Origin of the sequence: Streptomyces sp. NPDC048504 (assembly GCF_043200035.1) — a bacterium.
Taxonomy (GTDB): Bacteria; Actinomycetota; Actinomycetes; order Streptomycetales; family Streptomycetaceae; genus Streptomyces.
This window is the reverse complement of record NZ_JBICXA010000027.1, coordinates 90,801-111,548: the sequence shown is the minus strand read 5'-3', so window position 1 is coordinate 111,548 and position 20,748 is coordinate 90,801. Positions and strand designations below refer to the sequence as shown.

22 protein-coding genes, 2 tRNA genes and 1 other RNA gene are annotated in these 20,748 nt (G+C 71.0%); 7 read left to right on the top strand and 18 right to left on the bottom strand.

Going from position 1 to position 20,748, the window contains the following annotated elements:
• Positions 1 to 16 precede the first annotated feature (16 nt).
• From ACGFY9_RS46185 to ACGFY9_RS46175, 3 genes are all read left to right on the top strand, one after another.
• Positions 17 to 1,309, top strand: a complete 1,293-nt coding sequence (locus tag ACGFY9_RS46185; protein ID WP_393764732.1) for a histidine kinase — start codon at positions 17 to 19, stop codon at positions 1,307 to 1,309.
• The gene (locus ACGFY9_RS46180; protein ID WP_366497736.1) at positions 1,306 to 1,923 is read left to right on the top strand and encodes a response regulator transcription factor; all 618 of its coding nucleotides are present in this window, start codon (positions 1,306 to 1,308) and stop codon (positions 1,921 to 1,923) included. Before ACGFY9_RS46185 ends, ACGFY9_RS46180 begins: the two co-directional genes overlap by 4 nt.
• A gap of 23 nt (positions 1,924 to 1,946) precedes the next feature.
• Positions 1,947 to 2,022, top strand: a tRNA-Gly gene (locus ACGFY9_RS46175).
• Positions 2,023 to 2,066: 44 nt separating this feature from the next.
• On the opposite strand, the gene ACGFY9_RS46170 is transcribed toward ACGFY9_RS46175, so the two are convergent.
• From ACGFY9_RS46170 to ffs, 6 genes are all read right to left on the bottom strand, one after another.
• On the bottom strand, positions 2,067 to 2,966 hold the full coding sequence (locus ACGFY9_RS46170; RefSeq protein WP_393764730.1) for a phosphoribosylaminoimidazolesuccinocarboxamide synthase: 900 nt from the start codon (positions 2,964 to 2,966) through the stop codon (positions 2,067 to 2,069).
• A gap of 70 nt (positions 2,967 to 3,036) precedes the next feature.
• Positions 3,037 to 4,539, bottom strand: a complete 1,503-nt coding sequence (locus ACGFY9_RS46165) for a N,N-dimethylformamidase beta subunit family domain-containing protein (protein WP_393764728.1) — start codon at positions 4,537 to 4,539, stop codon at positions 3,037 to 3,039.
• Between the two features lie 209 nt (positions 4,540 to 4,748).
• Complete coding sequence (locus ACGFY9_RS46160; protein ID WP_393764762.1) at positions 4,749 to 6,635, bottom strand: hypothetical protein; 1,887 nt, start codon at positions 6,633 to 6,635, stop codon at positions 4,749 to 4,751.
• A 289-nt stretch (positions 6,636 to 6,924) separates the two neighbouring features.
• Positions 6,925 to 8,178: a phosphoribosylamine--glycine ligase gene (gene purD / locus ACGFY9_RS46155; RefSeq protein ID WP_393764726.1), complete on the bottom strand. Its 1,254-nt coding sequence runs from the start codon at positions 8,176 to 8,178 to the stop codon at positions 6,925 to 6,927.
• Between the two features lie 180 nt (positions 8,179 to 8,358).
• A complete protein-coding gene (locus ACGFY9_RS46150) occupies positions 8,359 to 10,635 on the bottom strand; it encodes a DNA polymerase III subunit gamma and tau (protein ID WP_393764724.1) in 2,277 nt (758 codons plus the stop codon).
• A gap of 182 nt (positions 10,636 to 10,817) precedes the next feature.
• Positions 10,818 to 10,916: signal recognition particle sRNA small type (gene ffs / locus ACGFY9_RS46145), an RNA gene on the bottom strand.
• Positions 10,917 to 10,987: 71 nt separating this feature from the next.
• On the opposite strand from ffs, the gene ACGFY9_RS46140 reads away from it, so the two are divergent.
• Positions 10,988 to 11,075 (top strand) — tRNA-Ser (locus ACGFY9_RS46140).
• 79 nt (positions 11,076 to 11,154) lie between these two features.
• On the opposite strand, the gene ACGFY9_RS46135 is transcribed toward ACGFY9_RS46140, so the two are convergent.
• The 11 genes from ACGFY9_RS46135 to ACGFY9_RS46085 form a co-directional block, all read right to left on the bottom strand.
• The gene (locus tag ACGFY9_RS46135; RefSeq protein ID WP_393764722.1) at positions 11,155 to 12,405 is read right to left on the bottom strand and encodes a tyrosine-type recombinase/integrase; all 1,251 of its coding nucleotides are present in this window, start codon (positions 12,403 to 12,405) and stop codon (positions 11,155 to 11,157) included.
• Between the two features lie 11 nt (positions 12,406 to 12,416).
• Positions 12,417 to 12,650 (bottom strand): excisionase family DNA-binding protein, encoded by a 234-nt coding sequence (locus ACGFY9_RS46130; protein WP_019075273.1) that lies wholly within the window; start codon positions 12,648 to 12,650, stop codon positions 12,417 to 12,419.
• Positions 12,643 to 13,944, bottom strand: a complete 1,302-nt coding sequence (locus ACGFY9_RS46125) for a replication initiator (protein ID WP_393764760.1) — start codon at positions 13,942 to 13,944, stop codon at positions 12,643 to 12,645. The genes ACGFY9_RS46130 and ACGFY9_RS46125 overlap by 8 nt, the downstream gene beginning before the upstream one ends.
• Positions 13,945 to 14,095: 151 nt before the next feature.
• Positions 14,096 to 14,341 (bottom strand): SpdD protein, encoded by a 246-nt coding sequence (locus ACGFY9_RS46120; RefSeq protein WP_393764758.1) that lies wholly within the window; start codon positions 14,339 to 14,341, stop codon positions 14,096 to 14,098.
• Between the two features lie 25 nt (positions 14,342 to 14,366).
• Entirely contained in the window at positions 14,367 to 14,561 is a 195-nt protein-coding gene (locus tag ACGFY9_RS46115) for a hypothetical protein (RefSeq protein WP_393764720.1), read from the bottom strand.
• A 16-nt stretch (positions 14,562 to 14,577) separates the two neighbouring features.
• Positions 14,578 to 14,769 (bottom strand): mobile element transfer protein, encoded by a 192-nt coding sequence (locus ACGFY9_RS46110; RefSeq protein WP_393764718.1) that lies wholly within the window; start codon positions 14,767 to 14,769, stop codon positions 14,578 to 14,580.
• Positions 14,766 to 14,954 (bottom strand): hypothetical protein, encoded by a 189-nt coding sequence (locus tag ACGFY9_RS46105; RefSeq protein WP_393764716.1) that lies wholly within the window; start codon positions 14,952 to 14,954, stop codon positions 14,766 to 14,768. Before ACGFY9_RS46105 ends, ACGFY9_RS46110 begins: the two co-directional genes overlap by 4 nt.
• A gap of 3 nt (positions 14,955 to 14,957) precedes the next feature.
• Positions 14,958 to 15,596 (bottom strand): DUF2637 domain-containing protein, encoded by a 639-nt coding sequence (locus ACGFY9_RS46100; protein ID WP_393764714.1) that lies wholly within the window; start codon positions 15,594 to 15,596, stop codon positions 14,958 to 14,960.
• A gap of 82 nt (positions 15,597 to 15,678) precedes the next feature.
• Positions 15,679 to 17,055, bottom strand: coding sequence for an FtsK/SpoIIIE domain-containing protein (locus tag ACGFY9_RS46095; RefSeq protein WP_393764713.1), 1,377 nt, complete (start codon positions 17,053 to 17,055; stop codon positions 15,679 to 15,681).
• Positions 17,055 to 17,411, bottom strand: a complete 357-nt coding sequence (locus ACGFY9_RS46090) for a hypothetical protein (protein WP_393764711.1) — start codon at positions 17,409 to 17,411, stop codon at positions 17,055 to 17,057. The genes ACGFY9_RS46095 and ACGFY9_RS46090 overlap by 1 nt, the downstream gene beginning before the upstream one ends.
• Positions 17,412 to 17,579: 168 nt before the next feature.
• Positions 17,580 to 18,368, bottom strand: coding sequence for a GntR family transcriptional regulator (locus ACGFY9_RS46085; protein ID WP_393764709.1), 789 nt, complete (start codon positions 18,366 to 18,368; stop codon positions 17,580 to 17,582).
• A gap of 110 nt (positions 18,369 to 18,478) precedes the next feature.
• Here ACGFY9_RS46085 and ACGFY9_RS46080 point away from each other — a divergent pair, with 110 nt between their 5' ends.
• Genes ACGFY9_RS46080 through ACGFY9_RS46070 form a run of 3 tightly spaced genes read left to right on the top strand, consistent with a single transcriptional unit; the run spans position 18,479 to position 19,738 of the window.
• Complete coding sequence (locus ACGFY9_RS46080) at positions 18,479 to 18,886, top strand: NUDIX hydrolase (protein ID WP_393764756.1); 408 nt, start codon at positions 18,479 to 18,481, stop codon at positions 18,884 to 18,886.
• Positions 18,887 to 18,932: 46 nt separating this feature from the next.
• Positions 18,933 to 19,361, top strand: coding sequence for an ATP-binding protein (locus ACGFY9_RS46075; protein WP_393764707.1), 429 nt, complete (start codon positions 18,933 to 18,935; stop codon positions 19,359 to 19,361).
• Positions 19,355 to 19,738, top strand: coding sequence for a hypothetical protein (locus ACGFY9_RS46070; RefSeq protein WP_393764706.1), 384 nt, complete (start codon positions 19,355 to 19,357; stop codon positions 19,736 to 19,738). The genes ACGFY9_RS46075 and ACGFY9_RS46070 overlap by 7 nt, the downstream gene beginning before the upstream one ends.
• Before the next feature lie 22 nt (positions 19,739 to 19,760).
• Here ACGFY9_RS46070 and ACGFY9_RS46065 read toward each other — a convergent pair whose 3' ends face one another.
• On the bottom strand, positions 19,761 to 20,288 hold the full coding sequence (locus ACGFY9_RS46065; RefSeq protein ID WP_393764704.1) for a hypothetical protein: 528 nt from the start codon (positions 20,286 to 20,288) through the stop codon (positions 19,761 to 19,763).
• Positions 20,289 to 20,748 lie beyond the last annotated feature (460 nt).

Genomic DNA, 20,748 nt, shown 5'->3' with positions numbered 1-20,748 from the left:
CGGGGAGCACCAGGAGATGCGGGCACCTGGAGGATCGGGCGCGGCAGGCGGGGGCACGGGCGGATCCGGCGGCTGGTGGGGGCGGAAGAGCACGCCGGGGAAGGTCGAGACGTACACCCGGTGGTCCTTCCACTTCTTCGCCCTGATCGAGGTCGCATCGATCGGGCTGCCGCTGTTCGCGCAGGTCGGGGTGGATACCGCGGGCTGGATGGCGGCCGTCGTGACCGTGCACGCGGCGCTCTGCTCCGCCACCGCGTCCCGGGCGCTCGACTGGACGCGCGGCCGGCGCGTGCGGCCCGTACGGCTCATGTGGTTCCTCGGCTCGGTGACCGCGCTGATCGCCGTCGTCGCGCTGGTCCTACGGGAACGGGGTCCCGGTGACGACCAGGTGCGGGCCGCCGCGAGCACGCTCTTCGTGGGGGTGCTGAGTTTCGGCGCCGGGACGTTGACGCTCGGGATGCGCGGGCGGCGGCAGGTCCTCGCGGTGGTCGCGGGTGCGGTCGGCGGCACGCTGCTCGCGCAGCTCCCGCTGGGCGTGGCCGCCCCGGCCGCGCTCGGCACCGCGCTGGCCGTCCTCCTCACCGGCGGCGGTCTCGCCTTCACCGCCGCGTTCTCCGTCTGGCTCCTCGACGCCGTCTACGAACTCGACGAGGCCCGCGAGACCCGGGCCCGCCTCGCCGTCGCCGAGGAACGGCTCCGGTTCGGGCGCGACCTGCACGACGTCATGGGCCGCAACCTGTCGGTGATCGCGCTGAAGAGCGAATTGGCGGTGCAACTGGCCCGGCGCGGGCGCACCGAGGCCGTGGAGCAGATGATCGAGGTCCAGCGGATCGCCCGGGAGTCCCAACGGGAGGTGCGCGATGTCGTACGGGGCTACCGCGAGGCCGACCTCAGACTCGAACTGGCGGGCGCGCAAGGTGTGTTGACCGCCGCCGGCATCGAGTGCGAGGTGACCGGCGACGCGGCGGGGCTGCCGGTCGAGGTGCAGTCGGCGCTCGGCTGGGTGGTCCGCGAGGCGACGACCAATGTGCTGCGGCACGGGGATGCGGGGCGGTGCGTGGTGTGGGTGCTGGTGGCTGAAGGGAGGGTTGTGCTCACCGTGGAGAACGACGGGGCGAAGGTGGGCGACGGGGGTGAGAGGCCCGGACCGGTGGGGCTCACCGGGGAGAACGGCGGGTCAGGACTGGTGGGACTGCGGGAGCGGCTCACCGCCGTGGGCGGAGAACTGGAGGCGGGGACCGTGGGCGGGGACCGGTTCAGGGTGGTGGCGACGGTGCCGTTGCCGGACGTGACCGGGGCCGTCGCGTGACCGCCCCCGTCGTACGACTCCTGCTCGCCGATGACGAGCACCTCATCCGGGGTGCGCTCGCCGCGTTGCTCGGGCTGGAGGACGACCTCGTGGTGGTCGCCGAGGCCGCGACCGGGCCCGAGGCGCTTGCCATGGCTCGCGCCCATGTGCCGGATGTGGCGGTGCTGGATCTTCAGATGCCGGGGGCGGACGGTGTGAAGGTGGCCACATCGTTGCGGGCCGAGTTGCCGGGGTGCCGGGTGCTGATCGTGACCGGGCACGGGCGGCCCGGGCATCTCAAGCGGGCGCTGGCGGCCGGGGTGCGGGGGTTCGTGCCCAAGACGGTCAGTGCGCAGCGGCTTGCCGAGATCATCCGTACCGTGCATGCCGGAAATCGTTATGTCGACCCCGAGTTGGCCGCCGACGCGATCTCCGCCGGGGACTCGCCGCTGACCGCGCGGGAGGCCGAGGTGCTGGAGCTGGCCGCTGATGGGGCGCCGGTCGCGGAGATCGCCGAACGGGCCGCGCTCTCGCAGGGGACCGTACGGAACTATCTCTCCTCCGCCGTCTCGAAACTCGGGGCCGAGAACCGTCATGCGGCAGTGCGTCTCGCACGCGAGCGAGGTTGGGTATAGTTGCTCTCGCGCCACGGCGCAGCGCGGACGTAGCTCAGTTGGTAGAGCGCAACCTTGCCAAGGTTGAGGTCGCCAGTTCGAACCTGGTCGTCCGCTCCAAGCAAAAACCCCGGTCCGGGTGGACCGGGGTTTTTTCGTACCCTCTAGGCCCAGTTCAGGCCCGTGAGGCGCTCGTACGCCTCGATGTACTTCGCGCGGGTCGCGTCCACGACCTGCTGCGGCAGCGGCGGCGGGGGCTGCTCGCTCCTGCGGTCCCAGCCGGACTCCGGGCCGGTGAGCCAGTCGCGCACGAACTGCTTGTCGTACGACGGCTGCGCGCGGCCCGGCTCCCAGGTCTCGGCCGGCCAGAAGCGGGACGAGTCCGGGGTGAGGACCTCGTCGGCCGCGATCAGCGTCTCGCCGTCGTAGCCGAACTCGAACTTCGTGTCCGCGAGGATGATGCCCCGGTCGCGCGCGATGTCCCGGGCCCGGCCGTAGACCGCGAGGGTCGCCTGGCGCAGCTGCGCGGCGGTGTCGGCGCCGACCTGACGGGCGACCTCCTCGTACGACACGTTCTCGTCGTGCTCCCCTACGGCTGCCTTCGTCGCCGGGGTGAAGATCGGGGCCGGGAGTTCGCTGCCGTCGACCAGGCCCTCGGGGAGGGCGAGGCCGCAGACCGTGCGGGAGGCGTTGTACTCCAGCAGGCCGGAGCCGGTGAGGTAGCCGCGGGCCACGCACTCCACCGGGACCATCTGGAGGGACTTGCAGATGAGGGTGCGGCCCGCCCAGTCGGCGGGGGCGCCGGGCGGGAGGTCGGTGCCGAGGACGTGGTTGGGGATCAGGTCGGCGAGCTGGTCGAACCACCAGAGGGAGAGCTGGGTGAGGACTCGGCCCTTGTCCGGGATCTCCGTGGGCAGCACCCAGTCGTACGCGGAGAGGCGGTCGCTGGCGACCATCACGAGGTCGCCCGCCTCGTTCTGGTACAGCTCGCGCACCTTGCCGGTGTGGAGGTGCGTCAGGCCCGGAACCTGGGGCGGCTCGGGCTTTTCTACGAATCCGGACACGGGTTCCTCCAGTGGGTCTGTCCAACTGGCTCGATTGTCCCGTATGCGCGGCCGGCCTACGGTCACGGGGTCAGTCGTGCTTGCAGATGCGGTCCAGGAGGTTGGCCGTGGCGCGCTGGACACGGGCGTCCACATGGCCGGGGCGGTCCAGGGCCGGTGACCAGGCGAAGGTGCCGGAGGCGAAGACGAGGGAACCGGACGGCGCCCGGTACAGGGACGTCTCCTGGTGGCGGAGGGCGCCCTCGCCGTCCGCGTACGGGGAGTGGGCGAGCAGGATGCGCTCCTCGTGCGGGGGCAGCTGGGTGCGCGGGAAGTAGCGGTCGGCCTCGCCCGCGACCAGGCCCTCGACCGGGTCGCCCTCGCCGGCGCCGGTCGCCTCCCACAGCCAGTGGTCGGCGTTGCGGACGATCAGGGGGTACGGCTCGGGCACCCGGCCCGCGTACTGGATGCCCACCAACTGCTGCTCGGGGCGGTCGACTTCGCGCCACAGCACCGGTTTGCCCGGGCCCCGGCGCTTGCGGCAGGTGAGCAGGCGGTCGGGGACGCCGGACGGGGACGGCCCCAACTCCACTTGCCAGTACATGGTGTTGGCGGAGAGGAAGACGAGGGACGTGCCGTGGTCGCGGGCGCGTTCGACGGTACGGCGCATCTCTGTCGACCAGTACTCGTCGTGGCCCGGGAAGACCAACCCCCGGTATCTGGTGGGGTCCACGCGGCCGGAGTGCAGGTCGCGGGCGTCGGCGTAGGCGAGGTCGTAGCCGTAGCGCTCGGCCCAGCGGATGAAGTCGTAGGCGTGGCCCACATGGAGGGGCAGGCCCGCGCCTGCGTACGGGCGGTCGAAGGAGACCGTCGTCGCGGCCTCGGACTCGCCGAGCAGGCGGCCGTCGCCGTCCCAGGCGTGGTAGAGACTCGCGCCGGTGTGGCCGTCCTCCGGGTAGAGGTTGTAGGCCTGCCACGTGATGTCGGGCAGGAGGAGGAGCAGGTCGGCGGGGTGGCTGTCGCGGACCGTGAACGGGATGTGCGAGCGGTAGCCGTCGGCGGTGGTGAGGACGGCCACGTAGGCGCCGATGCTCCAGTAGCTCGGGATCTGCAGGCGCCAGGACAGCCACCAGTGGTGGCAGGAGACCGTGCGGTCGGCGGTGAGCGGCGGGGGCTGCACGATGCCGGAGAGCCGGGGGCTCGTGGTGATCTTCGCGGCGCCGTCACCGCCGTAGTGGCCGATGCGGTACACGTCGACGGCGAACTCCTGGGGCGGGTCGACCGTGACATGGAAGTCGAGCGCCTCGCCGGGCGCGACCGCGCTCGCGGAGGTGAACCCCTTGATCTGGCGGCGTACGTCGTCGGCGGAGCGCGGGCCGCCGCCCCCGGACGCGCGCGGGGCGGGGACCTTGGGGGCGTTCCCGCCGGGGGTGTGGGCCGGGGTCGGGTCCACGTACCAGGGGACGACGTGGCCGGTGTCGTCGAAGTAGGTCTCGCTGCCCCGGAGCCAGGGGACGGGGCCCAGCCCGAAGGGGTCCGTGACGGCGTGCGCCAGCGCTCCGGACTCCCAGCGGCGGATCTGCTCCGACCTCATGGTCTCTCCCCTCCCTCGTGCCCCCGTGGTGTTCCTTCGTTCAACTGTCGTATGCCGTAAGCCTTTGCCATGGACGGACGGCGTACGGGATCGGCCCCAGCACATCACATTAAGCACGCACTCTGTCACTGGTCGTTGCCGATTGACCAAAAGTGGAGCACGAGGTTCCGATATCGGTGGGTGGTGGCCGTGCGGCGGGGGCCTCGGCGTCAGACGAGCCGGACCGGCTTCTCGGGGCGTATGCCCAGGTCGATCAGCCATGCGTGCAGGGGTGCCGGGTCGCCGTCCTCGACGAGGCTGAGCACCCTCGGGGCGAGATCGGCCGCCCTTTCGCCGTTGACGAGCAGCGTCGGTCCGTCGAGCCAGTCCAGGCCGGGCAGCGCGCCGGCGGTGTCCATCGCTGCGCAGCACACCATCGCCGTGACGTGATCGGCGAGCAACTCCCGCCCGGTGCGCGGCGGTTGGAGCGGGAAGAGAGGGAGCGCGGTGTCGTCCCAGAGCCCGGTGTCGGGCCCCTGCCCGGATGGGGCCGAACTCGTCGGCGGGGTCGCCGCCTCCTCGCGCGCCAACTCCGCGGTGAGGCCTGCGGCGAGGGCCGCGCTGTGCGGCGAGCAGCTTTCGCCCAGCTCTTCGTCGTCGTCGGCTGCCATCGCCTTGTAGGGCGCGGGCACCGGGTCCGACTCCGGCTCCGAGTGGGCGGCTTGGGCTTCCAGCTGTGCGGAGGTGGACGGGTCGCCGAGGGTGGCGTCCGGCGCATACGGATCTACGGCATCGACCTCCCCGTACCGATCGCCCGGTGCCGCTGCCGTCGCCGTCGGGTCCGTCAGGTGGTCCACCACGCGGGCCAGCGTCGGGGCGTCGTGGTGCGGCGGGGTCGGACCGGGGGCTCGGCGGACGCCGAGGGTGTCCAGGACGCGGTGGAGGCGGGCCGCGTCGGTGCGCCATTTGCGGTCGACGACCTCCTCCGGGTACTCCTGCCAGCTCACCGGCGCCCAGTCGGGACCGGTCTCGGCGGGGCCGCCGTGGAAGAGGCGGGCGGCGAGGAGCGAGGTCGCCTCGTCGATCGTGCCGGGCTCTTCAAGCAGGTCACAGGCGGGGCGCTCGCCGAGCCGGGAGGCGAAGCCCTCGGCCAGGCGGTCGCGCCGGGACAGCTCCGTGAGCGCCGCGACGACGCCCGCGTCCAGCCGGGACGGCCAGCGGCCCATCCGCCACGCGGGCAGCGCGACCCGGGTCAGCAGCCGGTCCCAGCCCGCGTACGCCAGGCCCACCTGCTCCTGCGCGACGATTCGCAGGCCGTAGTCCACAGCCTGTGCACGCTCGGCGGCCGCGGCTGCCACGCCCCGCTCCATCTCGGCCGCGTGCCCCCGGCAGCTCCGCAGCAGCAGCCGGGCGACCCAGCCGACACCGGCGAGCACCGAACGGAACACGGGACCGCGCGGTGCCGAGGTCACGGCCACCGCCGCGTCCAGCCCCCGTACGAAACGGCGGGCCGCGGCTATGTCCGGGTGCGCCGAGGGACCCGTACCGGCGACGACCGGCGCGAGCACCGCGCGCAGCTCGCCCACCCGCATCCACCACAGGAACGGCGAGCCGATGACGAGGACGGGCGAGGCGGCCGTACGACGGGAACGCCCCGGGGTGAGGCCGCGTACGCCGGTGATCTCGTCGCGGTTCTCCTGCGGGGGCGGGCCGTGGGCCGGGTGGGTGCGGTCCTCCAGCCAGCTGTCGCAGTCCGGGGTGAGCGCTATCGCGGACGGCGCGGGGACGTCGAGGCGGTCGGCGAGATCGCGCACCAGGCGATACAGGTCGGGGGCCGACTCCTCGGCGATCGCGACCGTGGGACTCACGGCCGGGCGGGCCCGCGCGACGACCAGCGCGATGGCGCCGGCGGCGAGCAGCACGACGACCGCGGCCACGGCCATGATCCAGCGGGAGAGGTCCCAGCCCCGGCCCACGAGATGGCCGGTGGAACCGCCCGCGAGCAGGATCACCGCGACGGCGGCGGGCAACAGGGCGACGGCCAGCGCCCGGCTGCGGATCCGCAGCACGGCCAAGGCCCGGGAACGCGCCGCCTGCGCGCCCGCCTCCACACCCATACCGGTCACGACCGGACCTCACCCCCTCCGTGCTGTCCCGCTTTGCTGGCGTTGCTCACTCCCCCACTGTGGCACCCGCCACTGACATCGCAATGCCGGTGGGCCAAGTGCCGGAACGCTTGCGCCGCACCATAGTTGGGGCCCCGGTCCCCGTCAGCCGGTTGGGGCATCGGTCACTCGATGGAATGGCTCAGGGGAAAGGTGGATGACAGAGGGCAAGGATCAGGCCCCGAATCGTGAGACGGATTCGGGGCCTGTCGGGTTTATCGGTGCGCGGAAGCGCTTGGGATTACTCGCCCGTCGCAGCCTTCGCCGCGATGTCCGTACGGTGCTGGGAGCCGTCGAGACGAATACGGGCCACGGCCGCGTACGCGCGCTCGCGGGCCTGGGTGAGGTCGGTGCCGGTCGCCGTGACGGAGAGGACGCGGCCGCCCGCGCTGACGACGTCGTCGCCGTCGTACTTGGTGCCGGCGTGCAGCACGTACGCGTGCGGGGCGTCCTGCGCGGCCACCTCGTCGAGACCGGTGATCGGGTCGCCGGTGCGCGGGGTGCCGGGGTAGTTGTGCGAGGCGATGACGACGGTGACCGCCGCGTCCTCGCTCCAGCGCAAGGGGGCCAGGTCGTCGAGGGTGCCGTCGGCGGCGGCGAGCAGGACTCCGGCCAGCGGGGTCTTCAGGCGGGCCAGGACCACCTGGGTCTCCGGGTCGCCGAAGCGGGCGTTGAACTCGATGACCCGCACACCGCGACTGGTGATCGCGAGGCCGGCGTAGAGGAGGCCGGAGAAGGGGGTGCCGCGACGCCGCATCTCGTCGACGGTGGGCTGGAGGACGGTCTGCATGACCTCGTCCACCAGCTTCGGGTCGGCCCACGGCAGCGGGGAGTACGCGCCCATGCCGCCGGTGTTCGGACCCTCGTCGCCGTCGAGCGCGCGCTTGAAGTCCTGCGCGGGCTGCAGCGGTACGACGGTGACGCCGTCGGTGATCGCGAAGAGCGACACCTCGGGGCCGTCGAGGAACTCCTCGATGACGACCCGCTCGCAGGCGTTGGCGTGCGCCTTCGCCGCGTCGAGGTCGTCAGTCACCACGACACCCTTGCCGGCGGCCAGTCCGTCGTCCTTCACGACGTACGGCGCACCGAAGGCGTCGAGGGCCTCGTCGACCTCTTCCGGGGTCGTGCAGACGTAGGAGCGGGCGGTCGGCACACCGGCCGCCGCCATCACTTCCTTGGCGAAGGCCTTGGAGCCCTCCAGCTGCGCAGCCTCCCCGGAGGGGCCGAAGACCGGAATGCCCGCCTCGCGCACGGCGTCGGCGACCCCGGCGACGAGGGGTGCCTCCGGGCCGACCACGACGAGCTCGGCACCGAGTTCGGTGGCCAACGCGGCTACGGCTGCGCCGTCGAGGGGGTCGACCTGGTGCAGCTCGGCCACCTCGGCGATGCCGGCGTTGCCGGGGGCGCAGTGCAGGGCGGTGACGTTGGGGTCGTTGGACAGGGAATGGCACAGGGCGTGTTCGCGGGCACCGGTACCGATGACGAGGACCTTCACGGGGTCAGCCTAGGTCACGGTGAGGGTGGGGGTTGGCCGGGGTTACGGCCCGAGTCGGGGGTGGGTGGCTTGGGTTGTTCGCGGGGTGCGGGTCGGTGGGGGCTGGTCGCGCAGTTCCCCGCGCCCCTAGGGGGTGGGGCGGGGCGGGGTGAACGGGCGGGGTGTAGGGAGCCGGAGCTGCTACTCGTTGGTGAACTCCTCGATCACCGTGGCTCCCAGTTCTCGGACGATGAGTTCGTGGCCGGAGAGGGCTGACTCGTCGAGGTCGGGGTCGTCGTCCTCTGGGGTGTCGTCCTCGGCGGAGACCGTGCGGGGGGCGGGGGTTGGGGGTGCGGGGGGTTGGGTGGGCGCCGGGGCCTGGGCCGAGGGTGAGTTGGGTGTGTTCGTGGGCGCGGGGGTGGGGGTGGGCTGGGGGGATGCCGGGCGGGGTGCGGGCGCAGCGGGGGCCGGGGCGCCGTAGCCACCGGACGCCGCACCGCCGTAGCCGCCCGCCGCGCCGCCGCCACCGCCGCCGTAGGAACCGCCCGGTTGCGGGGGCGGAGTGCCGCCGCCCGACGGGTCCACGACCGCGTCGATCTTCCACTGGACGTTGAACTGCTCGGACAGCGCCTGCTTCAGTACGTCCTCGCTGCCGCTGCTGTTGAAGTTGTCCCGCGCACCGGCGTTGACGAAGCCGAGCTGGAGGGTCGTGCCGTCGAAACCGGTGACCTGCGCGTTCTGGCTCAGCAGGATCCAGGTGAAACGGCGGCGGTTCTTCACCACTTCCAGGATGTTCGGCCAGAGCATGCGGGGGTCGGGGCCGCCGGCCGGGGGTGGGGCGGCGGCTTGGGCGGGGGCCGCGGTCTGAGGTGCGGAGGCCTGTACGGGGGTGGGGGCGGGGGTGTTGTGGGCGGGGGCCGGGGGTTGTCCGCCGCCCGCCGGTGCCGCAGTGGGCCAGCCTCCGGGGCGGCGACCGCTGCCCGCGGCAGTGGCGGTGGGCCAGGCGCCGGGGGTGGGGGCGGGGGCCTGGGGTTGTGCCTGGGGCTGCGGCTGTTGGGGTTCTGGAGTGGGCGGGACGTAGGCGGGTGCGGGTGCGGGGGGCTGCTCCGCCGGCATCGCGGGCGGGGTCGCGACGGGAGCCGGGGGGGTGCCGGGCGCCCCTGGTCCTCGTACGGCTGCGCGCGCGGCGGCGGCACCACCGCCCGGGGGGACGGGGGCCTGGGCGTGAGCCTGGGCAGGGGGCTGCGCGTGGGCTTGCGGGTGGGCGTCTGGTCCGGGGACGTAGGCCATGGCGGGCGCGCCGCCGCCGCCCGCGAAGTTGACGCCGCGCTCCAGTCGGTCGAGGCGGGCCATGACCGACTGCTCGTCGCCGTAGGCGGCGGGGAGCATGACGCGGGCGCAGATCAGCTCTAGCTGGAGGCGGGGGGAGGTGGCGCCGCGCATCTCGGTCAAGCCGGTGTTGACGAGGTCGGCGGCGCGGCTGAGTTCGGCGGCGCCGAAGGTGCCTGCCTGGGCCTGCATGCGTTCGAGTACGTCGGTGGGGGCGTCGATGAGGCCCTTGTCGAGGGCGTCGGGGACGGCCGCGAGAATCACCAGGTCGCGGAGGCGCTCCAGCAGGTCGGCGACGAAGCGGCGCGGGTCGTTGCCGCCGTCGATGATGCGGTCGACGACCTCGAAGGCGGCGGCGCCGTCGCCGGTGGCGAAGGCCTCGACGACGGAGTCGAGCAGCGAGGCGTCGGTGTAGCCGAGCAGCGAGGTCGCCATGGCGTATGTCACACCGTCGGTGCTGGCGCCGGCGAGCAACTGGTCCATGACGGACATGGAGTCACGCACGGAACCGGCGCCGGCGCGCACGACGAGGGGCAGGACGCCGTCCTCGACCGGGATGTTCTCCTGCCCGCAGACCTGGCCCAGGTACTCGCGCAAGGTGCTGGGCGGCACGAGCCGGAAGGGGTAGTGGTGGGTGCGCGACCGGATCGTCCCGATGACCTTCTCGGGTTCGGTGGTCGCGAAGATGAACTTGAGGTGCTCCGGCGGCTCTTCGACGACCTTGAGCAGCGCGTTGAAGCCGGCCGACGTGACCATGTGGGCCTCGTCGATGATGTAGATCTTGTACCGGCTGCTCGCGGGTCCGAAGAACGCCTTCTCGCGCAGCTCACGGGCGTCGTCCACACCACCGTGCGACGCGGCGTCGATCTCGATGACGTCGATGGATCCCGGGCCGTTGCGAGCGAGATCCTGGCAGGACTGGCACTCCCCGCAGGGGGTCGGCGTGGGGCCCTTCTCGCAGTTCAGACAGCGGGCCAGGATGCGCGCGCTCGTGGTCTTGCCGCAGCCTCGCGGCCCGCTGAACAGGTACGCGTGATTGACCCGGTTGTTCCGCAGCGCCTGCTGCAACGGGTCGGTGACATGTTCCTGCCCGATGACCTCGGCGAACGACTCCGGGCGATAACGGCGGTACAGCGCGAGAGACGACACGCGTACGAGGTTATAGGCGCCCACTGACAACGGGGGCCGCGTGTGAGTCCGGCGACCGCCCTGACCCCTGGGCGACCGGCCCTGCCCCCGGGCGACTGTCCCGACTCCGGGCGACTGGCCCTACCCCCGGGCGACTGTCCCGACTCCGGGCGACTGTCCCGCCCCTGGAACCCGACCCCGGAAACGCAAGCGCCCCCCACGCACCCGCCAGAGCCAACCTACCCTTGCTGCCTTCCGGCCCTGGGGGAGTTCAGTCAGATAGCGCCGCGTGAGGGGCTCCGCACAGGCTACAGGATCTGAGCGGGGGGAACGAGTTCGCGAGCACTCCTCAACGTCTTGTATTGTTTGCCGCGGAGGATTCGCCTAGTGGCCTAGGGCGCACGCTTGGAAAGCGTGTTGGGGGCAACCCCTCACGAGTTCGAATCTCGTATCCTCCGCCAGTGCCTCACCGGGCACGATGTCGAAGGGCCCCACCGTTCGCGGTGGGGCCCTTCGACGTTGTCCGTCTCAGTTTCCGTCTCAGTTGGTTTTTTCTTCGGTGCCGGGTGACTGCCAAAGGGCGTCTCCGACTTGCTGCGCGACCTTGCGGAGCATGGTCCCCGTCACGTGCATATAGCGAGCGCGCATCCGGGCCGCTCCCCCGGGCTCCCAGCCCATGATCGAGTCGATCACGACGTCAGGGACCCCGAGGATCAGGAGAACGGTCGCGGCGGTGTGGCGAGCGTCGTGGAGACGGCCGTTCCGTACGTCGGCATCCCGCAGCAGCCGCTTCCAGGTGTGGAAGTCGGTGTTGGGGCTCAGCGGACCGCCAACCGGCGAGGCGAAGACGTACCCCTTGCCCTCCCAGTCGGTACCGGCCGCGATCCTCTCCCGCTCCTGGGCTTCCTGGTGTTGACGGAGAATCTTGATCAGCGGATCGGGCAGGCCGATTGTGCGCCGTCCGGCTCGGGACTTGGTGGACTTGTGTTCGCGGCGGGTCTGCTCCTTCTTGGGGCAGTAGCCCGCCTTCCGGCCACACGGGTTGGCACCACAGCCGTGCGCGTACTTCGGGCGGAGCCGGTTCTTGCGGATGCGGACGTACCCAGCGGACAGGTCGACGTCTTCCCAGTGCAGGCCGAGCGCCTCACCCTGGCGGAGACCGAGCGCCAGGGCGACGACCCACCGCGCACTGTTGCGGAGCTTGGCCGCTTCGACGAGCAGACTCTGTACCTCCTCGATCGTGTAAGGCTCGATGTCCTCCTCTTCGAGGCGGGGAGCCTTGGCGATCTCGGCGGCGTTGGTGACGACATGCCCACGACGGACCGCGTCGCCGAGGGCAACCCTGATCGTCCGGTGAGCATGGTGGGCGGTGCCGGCGGAGCTCCCGGACGCCTGCATCTTCCGATAGAAGCGTTCGAGGTGCTCCGGCTCCAGGCGGTCAAGCTTGTGAGCGCCCAGGCCGGGGACTAGGTGAACGCGTACGTCAACCTCGTACCCGTCATACGTGTTCTCGGAGACGTACGGCTTGGCGATGTTCTCGACCCAGTGCTCAAGCCAGCTCTGGACTGTCCATCCCTTGCCCGGCTTCCGCAGCTTCTTGTCGTCGCGGGCCCGCTCCATCTCGCGGACGGCCTTGGTCACTTCGGCCTTGGTCTTCCGCTCGATGTGACGGCGGTCAGGCTTGCCGTCATCGCGGACGCCGACCGTCACGCGGCCGTGCCATTTGCCGTCCTTGCCGAGGTAGATGGACGAGGCGCCGTTGGGCTGGCGGGTGCGTTTCGTCTCTGCCATGTCTCCCCCCTTCAGGCCGCTACGGCGGGACGGCGGCGGAGTTGGGTGACGTAGGCGGGCAGCGCCTCAGCCGGAACTCGGCGGAGTCGGCCGACCGTGACCGATTCGATCTCGCCCGCGAGCACGAGCTTGAAGCAGGTTGTACGGCCGATACGGAGTCGCCGTGCCGCCTCTTCGACGGTCAGCAGGACCAAGGACGGATCGGCCAGTTCCGGGACAGCGGTCAGGGCTCGCGGCTCAGCCACGGGTGGGCTCTCCTTCCGTGCCGGGGGCGGGTTCGAGGGATTCGGCGAGCCAGGCTTCGGTGGACGAGAGGCCGGTTCCGGCGAAGACCCAGTGCGCGAGTACGTACGTGGTGTTGGTGGTGGGGCCGTTGGCGGGTGTGGCTTGTGCTCGGCGCCATTCGGTTCGGGCGTTGCGGAGTGCGCCGAGGGTGGTGGAGTAGCGGCGGGATTTGGTGGAGAAGTGGCCGCGGAAGCCGAGCATGTGGGCCCAGGCGCGCAGGCGGAGGTGTTCCAGGCTCTTGCGGGCGCCGAGGGTCCAGGCGGTGCGGATGAGGCGGCGGGCGTGGTCGCTGATGTCGAGTTGGGCGAGTTCGGCGGCGAACTTGAGCGGGCGGTCGAGAGCTCCCGTGGCTGTTTCGGCGCCCTTGGTGGCGTACTTGGCGATGTAGGCGGCGACGGCTCGTTCGGTGAGTTCCTGGCCGTCGTTGAAGTCGGCGGATCGGATGGTGCGGACGTCGAGTTGGCGGCCGAAGGTGAAGGTGTGGGTGCGGCCGTCGATGGTCGGGCCGTCGACGCGGACCTTGGCGGTCGCGGTGCGGATGGCGTCGGTGAGCAGCTCGGCGGTGGCCCAGGGCGGAGGCGAGGCGTCGCCGCCTGTGGGTCCGTCGATGCGGATGACCGCGTGGAAGTGGACGGCTCCGCGTTTCTGGTACTCGGCGACCTTGGCGAAGGACACGCGCGCGTGGTCGCGGAACCGGCGCTGGGAGAGGCCTGCCCGCTTGGCGACCTCTCGGCGCAGGTAGGTGGAGAAGCGGCGCCAGAGGGGACTGGCGTGTGCGTTCCAGAGGACGGCGGCTTCGTAGTCGTAGGTGTCCGGGTTGAGTGGGGTGCCGAGTCGCTCGTCGTCCTGGGTGTGATGGGTGCCGCAGCGGCAGGGACGGCTGTCGGTGCGGCGGTTGTGGACGGGGCCGAAGCCGGGGGCGGTGAAGGTGGCGAAGACGCGGGGGTGGGTGGCGACGTGTTCGGGGGTGCCCTTGCCGCCGCGCAATCCTGCGGTGATCAGGTGGAAGGTGTCGCGGCGGTAGACCTCGGAGCAGGCCGCGCAGCGGGTGGTGCGGCGGTTGTTGCAGCGGACGAGGAGTTGGCCGGCCGGGAGCGTTGATGAGTTGAGGTGGTGGAGGACGGTGCCGATCTCGCCGGTTGTGGTGTCGACGTCGTACTCGGTGCGGTGGCCGTCGAGGCGGATGGGGTTGGTGCAGCCGCCGAGGCCGGAGAGTTGGCGGAGGATACCCGGGAGGGTGCCTTGCGCGGCCAGGTTCGCTAGTTCGGGGAGTGGGGCCGGGGTGGGGCGGGTGAAGATGACTTGCTCCTTCTGGCTGGCTCGGTCAGGAGAGACGGGCCCCGGGGCGGCGAAATGCTTGGTCGTGTGCCGCCGCCCCGGAGGCCAGGGGTAGTCGGGGGGTCGTTCAGCGCCGGTGGCGGTCGCGGAGCATCGAGCGCAGGACCACGGCGGCGATGGCTACGGAGATGGCTGTTACGGCGACGGCGGCCAGGAGCGCGGTGAGGACGACTCCGCCGACGACCAGGGCGAGGACCGTGTTGCGGTCGATGGCGACCGGCGGGAGCGAGCGCCGTACGGGCGTCGGGTCGGCCGGGGTGTGGGTGTGTGCGGGTGGCGGGGTCGGGTTGGCGGGGTACTTGGGCAGGAACACGGCGAACCCTTTCTCATCTACTCGTCTAGTCATGCGAGCCGTTTACGACACCCACGCCGGAACGCGTGCCGGACTCGATGGCGGGGGCGAGGAAGGTGTGCGAGAGCCAGAAGCCGAACAGGGCGATCAGCACGACGATCCAGCTACGGACGCCGAGGAACTTGACCGCTCCCCAGGCGAAGAAGCCGAGAACGACGACGAGCGGCAGGCTGACGGTCACGGAGTGGAACTCCCTTTCAGCGGACGGGACAACGGTGGGTGTGGGCCGCCAGCTCGGCGGCGGCCCGGCTGTCGTAGTCGTGCGAGGCGCCGCAGCGCGGGGCCGTGCAGGCGGCGGTGTGCTTCTCCTGGCCCCGGTCGTCGTAGGACGTGGCGACCTGGACGGGGCCGATGCGGATGACGTTGCGGAAGCAGCGGTTGGGGGTCACGGCTGGTTCTCCTGTCGCAGGCTGGGGGCGGGGAACTCGGCGAGGATGCGGGCAGCTTGGGCAGGGTCCGAGGTCCGGTCGGCAGCTTCCTCGGCGAGGAGCCGGGCCAGTGCCCACCGGCTGCTACGGGCCATCTCTCGGGCCGCGTCGAGGTAGTCGGCGGCGGTGTTGAAGGTGAGGGGCACGGGTCAACTTCCTGTCGGTGTGAGGTGGGCGGCGATGGCTTCGGCCATGGGCGCGGGGACACCGAGGCGGACGCGGAGGGTCGGGGTGTCGATGGGGGCGCCGGTGCGGGTGTGGTGCTCGGCGGCGACCTTGCGGGCGTGCTCGATGAGGGCGGCCGGGACCGGCACGAAGGGGCGGTTGGGTGGTGCCTCAATGGCCGGTTGCGCAGGCGTCTCAGGCGGGGGTTCGGGCGCATCCTCCTGGACGTCGGCGTCCTCAATCTCGTTGATCTCTGCGGGTGTTGCGGTGTGAGCGAGGAGGGTTCCGCCGAGGAAGGCAACGGCGGGCCAGCCCGCGACGAGGATGCGCAGCCAGGCGGGGACGTCGCCGAGGTCGAGCAGGCCGGCGGTGGCGACGTTCGCGCCGAGGGATGCGGTCAGTGCGATGACGAACCAGCACCAGCCGGAGGCCTTCGCGTCGCCGGTCCGCAGTCGGCGCCAGGCGGCGACGAGCAGCAGGTCGACGCTGATGGGGTAGGCCCACGCTTTCCACCCGTCCTGTCCGGCCGCCGAGGCGATGTCGTGCAGGTGGGCGAAGGAGAGGGCGGCGGCGATGAGGGCTTGGACGAGTACCGCGTCGACGCGGGCCAGTTGGTCGCGCATGATGCGGCTCCTTCCGGGTTCGGGCATGGGAGGGGTAGGGACGTGGCGCGAGGCGGTCACGCCAAACCGAGTTGGGAGAAGGTCAGTTGGTGGCCGGGCGCGGCTGGACGTTGGGGCCCGGGGCCTTGACCGGGTGCGCGGGTGCGTACGGCTGGAAGCGCTTGAGTGCGGGCAGGTCGGGCACCAGGTGCGCGGAGTCGCGGCAGATTGCGGCGGCGTCGCCGAGGGACAGGTACGGGGTGCGGATGCGGGACCAGCCGCCGGAGGTGTCGCCCGCTACGGCCAGGCCGGGGCGTTCGGGTGCGATGGCGCAGGCGGCGCCGACTGCTTCGGGGGCAATGTCGCCGAGAGCCATTTTGGCGGAGGCTTCGTCGTTGACGCGGTGGCAGACGCGGCCGGTGAGCTGGGCGCGGAGCATGGTGGCGCCCTTGCCCAGTTCGGCGCCGAAACGCTGGCCGCAGACTTCGAGGTAGATGCCGGCGGCGCGGCCGAGTTGGGCGAGCCGGATGAGCTGGGTGACCATCTCGTCGCGCCGTTCCTCGTCCTTGCGGGTGGCGACGAGGAAGAGTTCAGCCACCTCGTCGACGAACAGCACGATCGGCACCGGGCGTTCGCTCTCAGGCAGGCCCCAGATGTCTGAAGTGATCTCCTCGTCAGGGGTGTTGGGGGCGATGCCCTGCCGCGCTTTGATCAGGTCGTAGCGGTCCTCCATTTCGTCGATGAGCGCGGGCAGCAGGTCGGCGGCCTGGTCGGGGTCGGTGGCCAGGGCCGAGAGGCGGGCAGCGAACGGGGACAGTTCCACGCCCCGCTTGCAGTCGATGCCGACCAGAGCGACCGGCTGACGGGCGAGTCCGGCGACCAGGTGGCGCAGGTACATGGACTTACCCGACAGCGTTGCGCCGAGAGTGAGTTGATGCGGAACGGTGCGGTAGTCCCGTACGAACGGGGTGGCGTCCTCCCGCAGAGCCACCGGCACTTTGAGGAGGCCGGACGGGAGCTTGCGAGGCATCCGCACCCGGCGCAGTACGTCGTAACCGACGAGCCGGAGTTCGACGACGCCGGGCTTGAGGGTGGTGACGTAGACGGCGTGAACTCCCCAGGCGTGGCACAGCCGTTCGGCGGAGGCGGCGACGTCGGCGGGCTCCTGGCCCGGGGCAAGCCGCAGCCGTATCCGCAGTCCGGTCGTGGTGGGGCGGATGATGCCCCGGCGGGGCGGTACGGGCCGGACCTCGCGGCGGGTGGTGGCTTTGACAGCGAGGATGCGCAGCCGGGACGGGGCAACGGTCAGGCCGCAGGCCTCCATGACCGAGCCGTACGAGCTGAGCAGGCGGGTGGTGGATATCGGCAGGCCGACCGTGGACCAGTACGCGGCCGGGTGCTTGGCCCGGGTGTAGGCGGCCCCTCCGCCGAGTGCGGCGAGGGGACCACCCACCTCCAGGAGCGTCGTCAGGTCAGTCATCAGGCGGCGGCCTCGGCGGTGACCGGGAACGCGGCCGGGGTGACGGCGGCGGCGCGGAAGGCGATGCCGTGGCGCTGCTGCCCGTTGAACACGCTCTCCCACGGCCGGGCAACGAGCCCCGGGAGCGAGACCGGGGCGCCGAGCGCCAGTCCCTCGGACACACCGCCCTCGGGGATGGTGACCTTGATGAGGGACGACTCGCCCTCCTCGATGTAGACGACGCCGAGCGTCATCAGCGCCTCGCCGCTGACGGCGTCCTTGGCGATCTCGCCGGTCTGACGGTCGCGGACCTTCGGCTCCGGGGCCTCGGTCAGCAGGATCGTCGCGGCGGCGGTCTCAACACGGATGGTACGCAAGGAAGTTTCCCTATCTACTCGTCTATACATGTAGCGATCCGCGAACCCGATCTCCGGGTTCGTGCGGACCACCCTGCCGCACAACTTGCCCACTCGTCTATACGAGTATGCATGTTGAGGTGTACGGGTTCGGGAAACGTCCCCCGCGCACCACCGCCCCTCACGCGATCAGGTCGCCGGCAGCTGGTACGACAGCACGTACGCGTCCGCCGCCATGACCGTGTCGCAGACCTCCACAGCCCGCCCTCCGGTGTCGTACGCGGTACGGATGAGGTGGATCACGGGCACGCCGGAGGCCAGCCGGAGCGTCTTCACCTCGGTGGGCGAGGGCATCCGGGCGCGGATCTCCTCCTCGAAGTGGTCGAGGTGGTGGCCAAGTTCTTCGAGGCGGGCGTAGATGCCGCCGGGGCCCGGGTTGGGCTCGGCGATCTGCGTACCGCGCGCGATATCGAGCGGAAGGTAGGAGGTAGCGAACTCGACCGGCTTCCCGTCGAGGAGGTAGCGGCGCCGGCGGGCGAGCACGCGCCGTACGGAACCGAGCCGGGTGGAGATGTCCTGACTGGCCTTCTCCTCCTTGACCTCCAGACTGTCGACCTGGGGATGGCTGCCAGCCGCGTCGGCCTCGACGATGAACGCGGACTTGCCCTGCTCGCGGCGCCGTCGCGCGAACCGGTCGGAGGCGAGACGCCGCACGGGCGGCCGGGGCCGGACGAAGACGCCCTTGCCGTGCTCGGCATGCACCAGACCCTCGCCCTGGAGGACGGAGAAGGAGTTGCGGACGGTCATCCGGGACACCCCGTAGTGCTCCACGAGGTCAGCCTCGGAGGGCAGCTTTTCGCCCTCCTTGAACCGCCCACGGTCGATGGCCTCGCGCAGCTGGTCGGCGATCTGCCGGAAGACCGCACGATCACTCGTGGGGTCGAGATCGCCGAGCAGGCCGGAACGGAGAGGGCTCACGTTGAGTACTCCTTTAGGTATCTAGACGAGTGGGCGAGTGTTGTTGCTACGGTGGAGAGCCTAGCCAGCCGGGAGGGCCGAGGAACGTGAGCACTGACCGTCCGCACTCCGTGAGCGTCGCCGGAGTCATCGTCGACGACCACGGCCGCGCCCTCCTGATCAAGCGCCGGGACAACGGCAAGTGGGAACCTCCGGGTGGCGTCGTTGAGCGAGACGAAACCCTCCCCGAGGCCCTCCAGCGCGAAGTCCTCGAAGAAACCGGCATCAAGATCGCACTTCCCGCGACCCTCACCGGCGTCTACAAGAACATGACCGGACTGATCGTCTCCCTGGTCTTCCGCTGCCAGGCCGCCGACGGCACACCCACCACCGGGGACGAGACCCGCGCACTGCGCTGGACCACCCGCGAAGAAGTACCCGAACTCGCCGACGAGGCATACGCGATCCGCGTCATCGACGCACTCGACGCGGCGTCCCCGCCGGCCATCCGCGCCCACGACGGCGTGAAACTCGTCTAGCCCGAACCCGCTGCACATGGCGGCCTACCAGCACGAAGGAACTTGTATGCACGAGTATACGAGCACTGCGCGGGTCTGGGGACTCACTTGCCCAGGTTTCCCGGAAGAGGTCAGCAGGGCGCGGCGCTGGACGCGGGACATCCTGCGCGGGTCGCCGCTGGCAGAGGACGCGGAACTGATCGTGAGCGAGCTGAGCGCGAACGCGATCCTGCACACGGCCAGTGGGCGGGAGGCCGGGAGCTTCCATCTGGCACTCGCGGTGTCCTCGCAGGTGGTCGCTCTGTCGGTGACGGATAGCGGAGGCGCCGGGACGGCTCCGAAGGCCGAGCACCAGGACCAGGAGGCGGAACACGGCCGGGGGCTGGGCATGGTCAGCGCCATCGCCCACCGGGTCGTGGTCCACGACAGCGACGGCGGCCACACGGTCACCGCGGAACTCTTCACGGACGTACGCCGAGGAGGACACCCGTGCTGAGGATCACGACCAGGAGCGGGTTCTGGTGCGAATGCTGGACGGAGGGCTTGGATGGGCAGTTGCCGCCGACCCTGTTCGGTTCCTACGACGCATACTCGGAGCGCGAGGCGGACGGTTGGGTGTCGACGACACTGCGCACCATCTCACCGGCCCTCGACGCCGATGCTTCTCAAGAATCGTGGGAGCGGCTCTACGACCACTGCATCGACACGCGACGAGCCCTCTTGCGCAGGGAACCGTGGGCGGTGTCCGTCACCCACATCACCACACGCATCACGTGGACAGTCCGACCAGCACTCTTCCTGCCGATGGCACACCGCCACGGCACCGAACTCCCAACGTGCGCGCACGACTTCAAGCCCCGGCAAGGTGGTTGACGGGCCAGCGTCGGGTGATGGGCTACCACCCCTCCTCAGAGGGCCCGACGATTCGGGCGTCAACTCGCGCCGCCAGCCAGGCGGCACGCTCCTCATGTCCGGGCCGCGCATGGATGAATACGGTGTGCTCAGCCGCCCACTCCTGGCAATGGATGTCGTGGCTGTTGCACGCAACCTGCAACTCGGCGTACTTGTACTCCTCATCCAGCCCAAGCTCAGCCACGGCCGGCCACTTCATGTCATGCCACAGGACGTAGCACCTGGTGATGTCCGCCCAAGTCGTCAGCGCCTCCTCTGCCTGCGCAAAGGCGGTCGCACCCAGGCTCACAGTCGCAGGGAAGTCACCAGGACCCTTGCCGTACCACCTGACCCCTGCACCTGGAAGAGCCTGGGTCAGGCGTCGCAGCTCACCATCATCGTGCACCCATGCGTTCAAGTGACAGGCGTTCGGGTTGTACCAGGACGCGACCGAGAGCAACTTCTCCGCGAGCGTCAACGCCCCAGCCAGGTCAGTGGTCCGCAGTATTGGCCACGCACACGTGTTCCCCATGACGGCATCCTGCCAGGATGATCCCCATGCCCACCGAGACATAAGTCGAGGCCGAGGCGCGCGGCGTCAAGCATCAACCGAGGCACGACAGCCCCATCAGCCTTACTGAGTTACAACTTTCTCTACTGGTTCAAGGCGGCTCGCTGCGCTCCCCGCGCGCGGCCCGACCCCCGGTCGGGCCTGCGCTCCTGTCTCCGCCCCGCTCCAGCCCGGCCGGCGCCCGTGCCGCGCACATGTGGGCAGGGCCGCCGATCATCGTGCAGAGGGGCCACAGTCAGAACCAGCCTCCGGCGGGGGCGCTCGGGCTCCGAGATGGCGGGGGCACCGTTCGCGGGTGTCGGCCGAGTGGTGGTGTGCGCGGAGGCTTCCGTCCCGTCTGCCATCGACCCAGGCGAAGCCGAGCAGACGTGACCCATGGCGTCCAGGTCGTTCGTACAGTGGCGCGCTCCACCTGGACGCC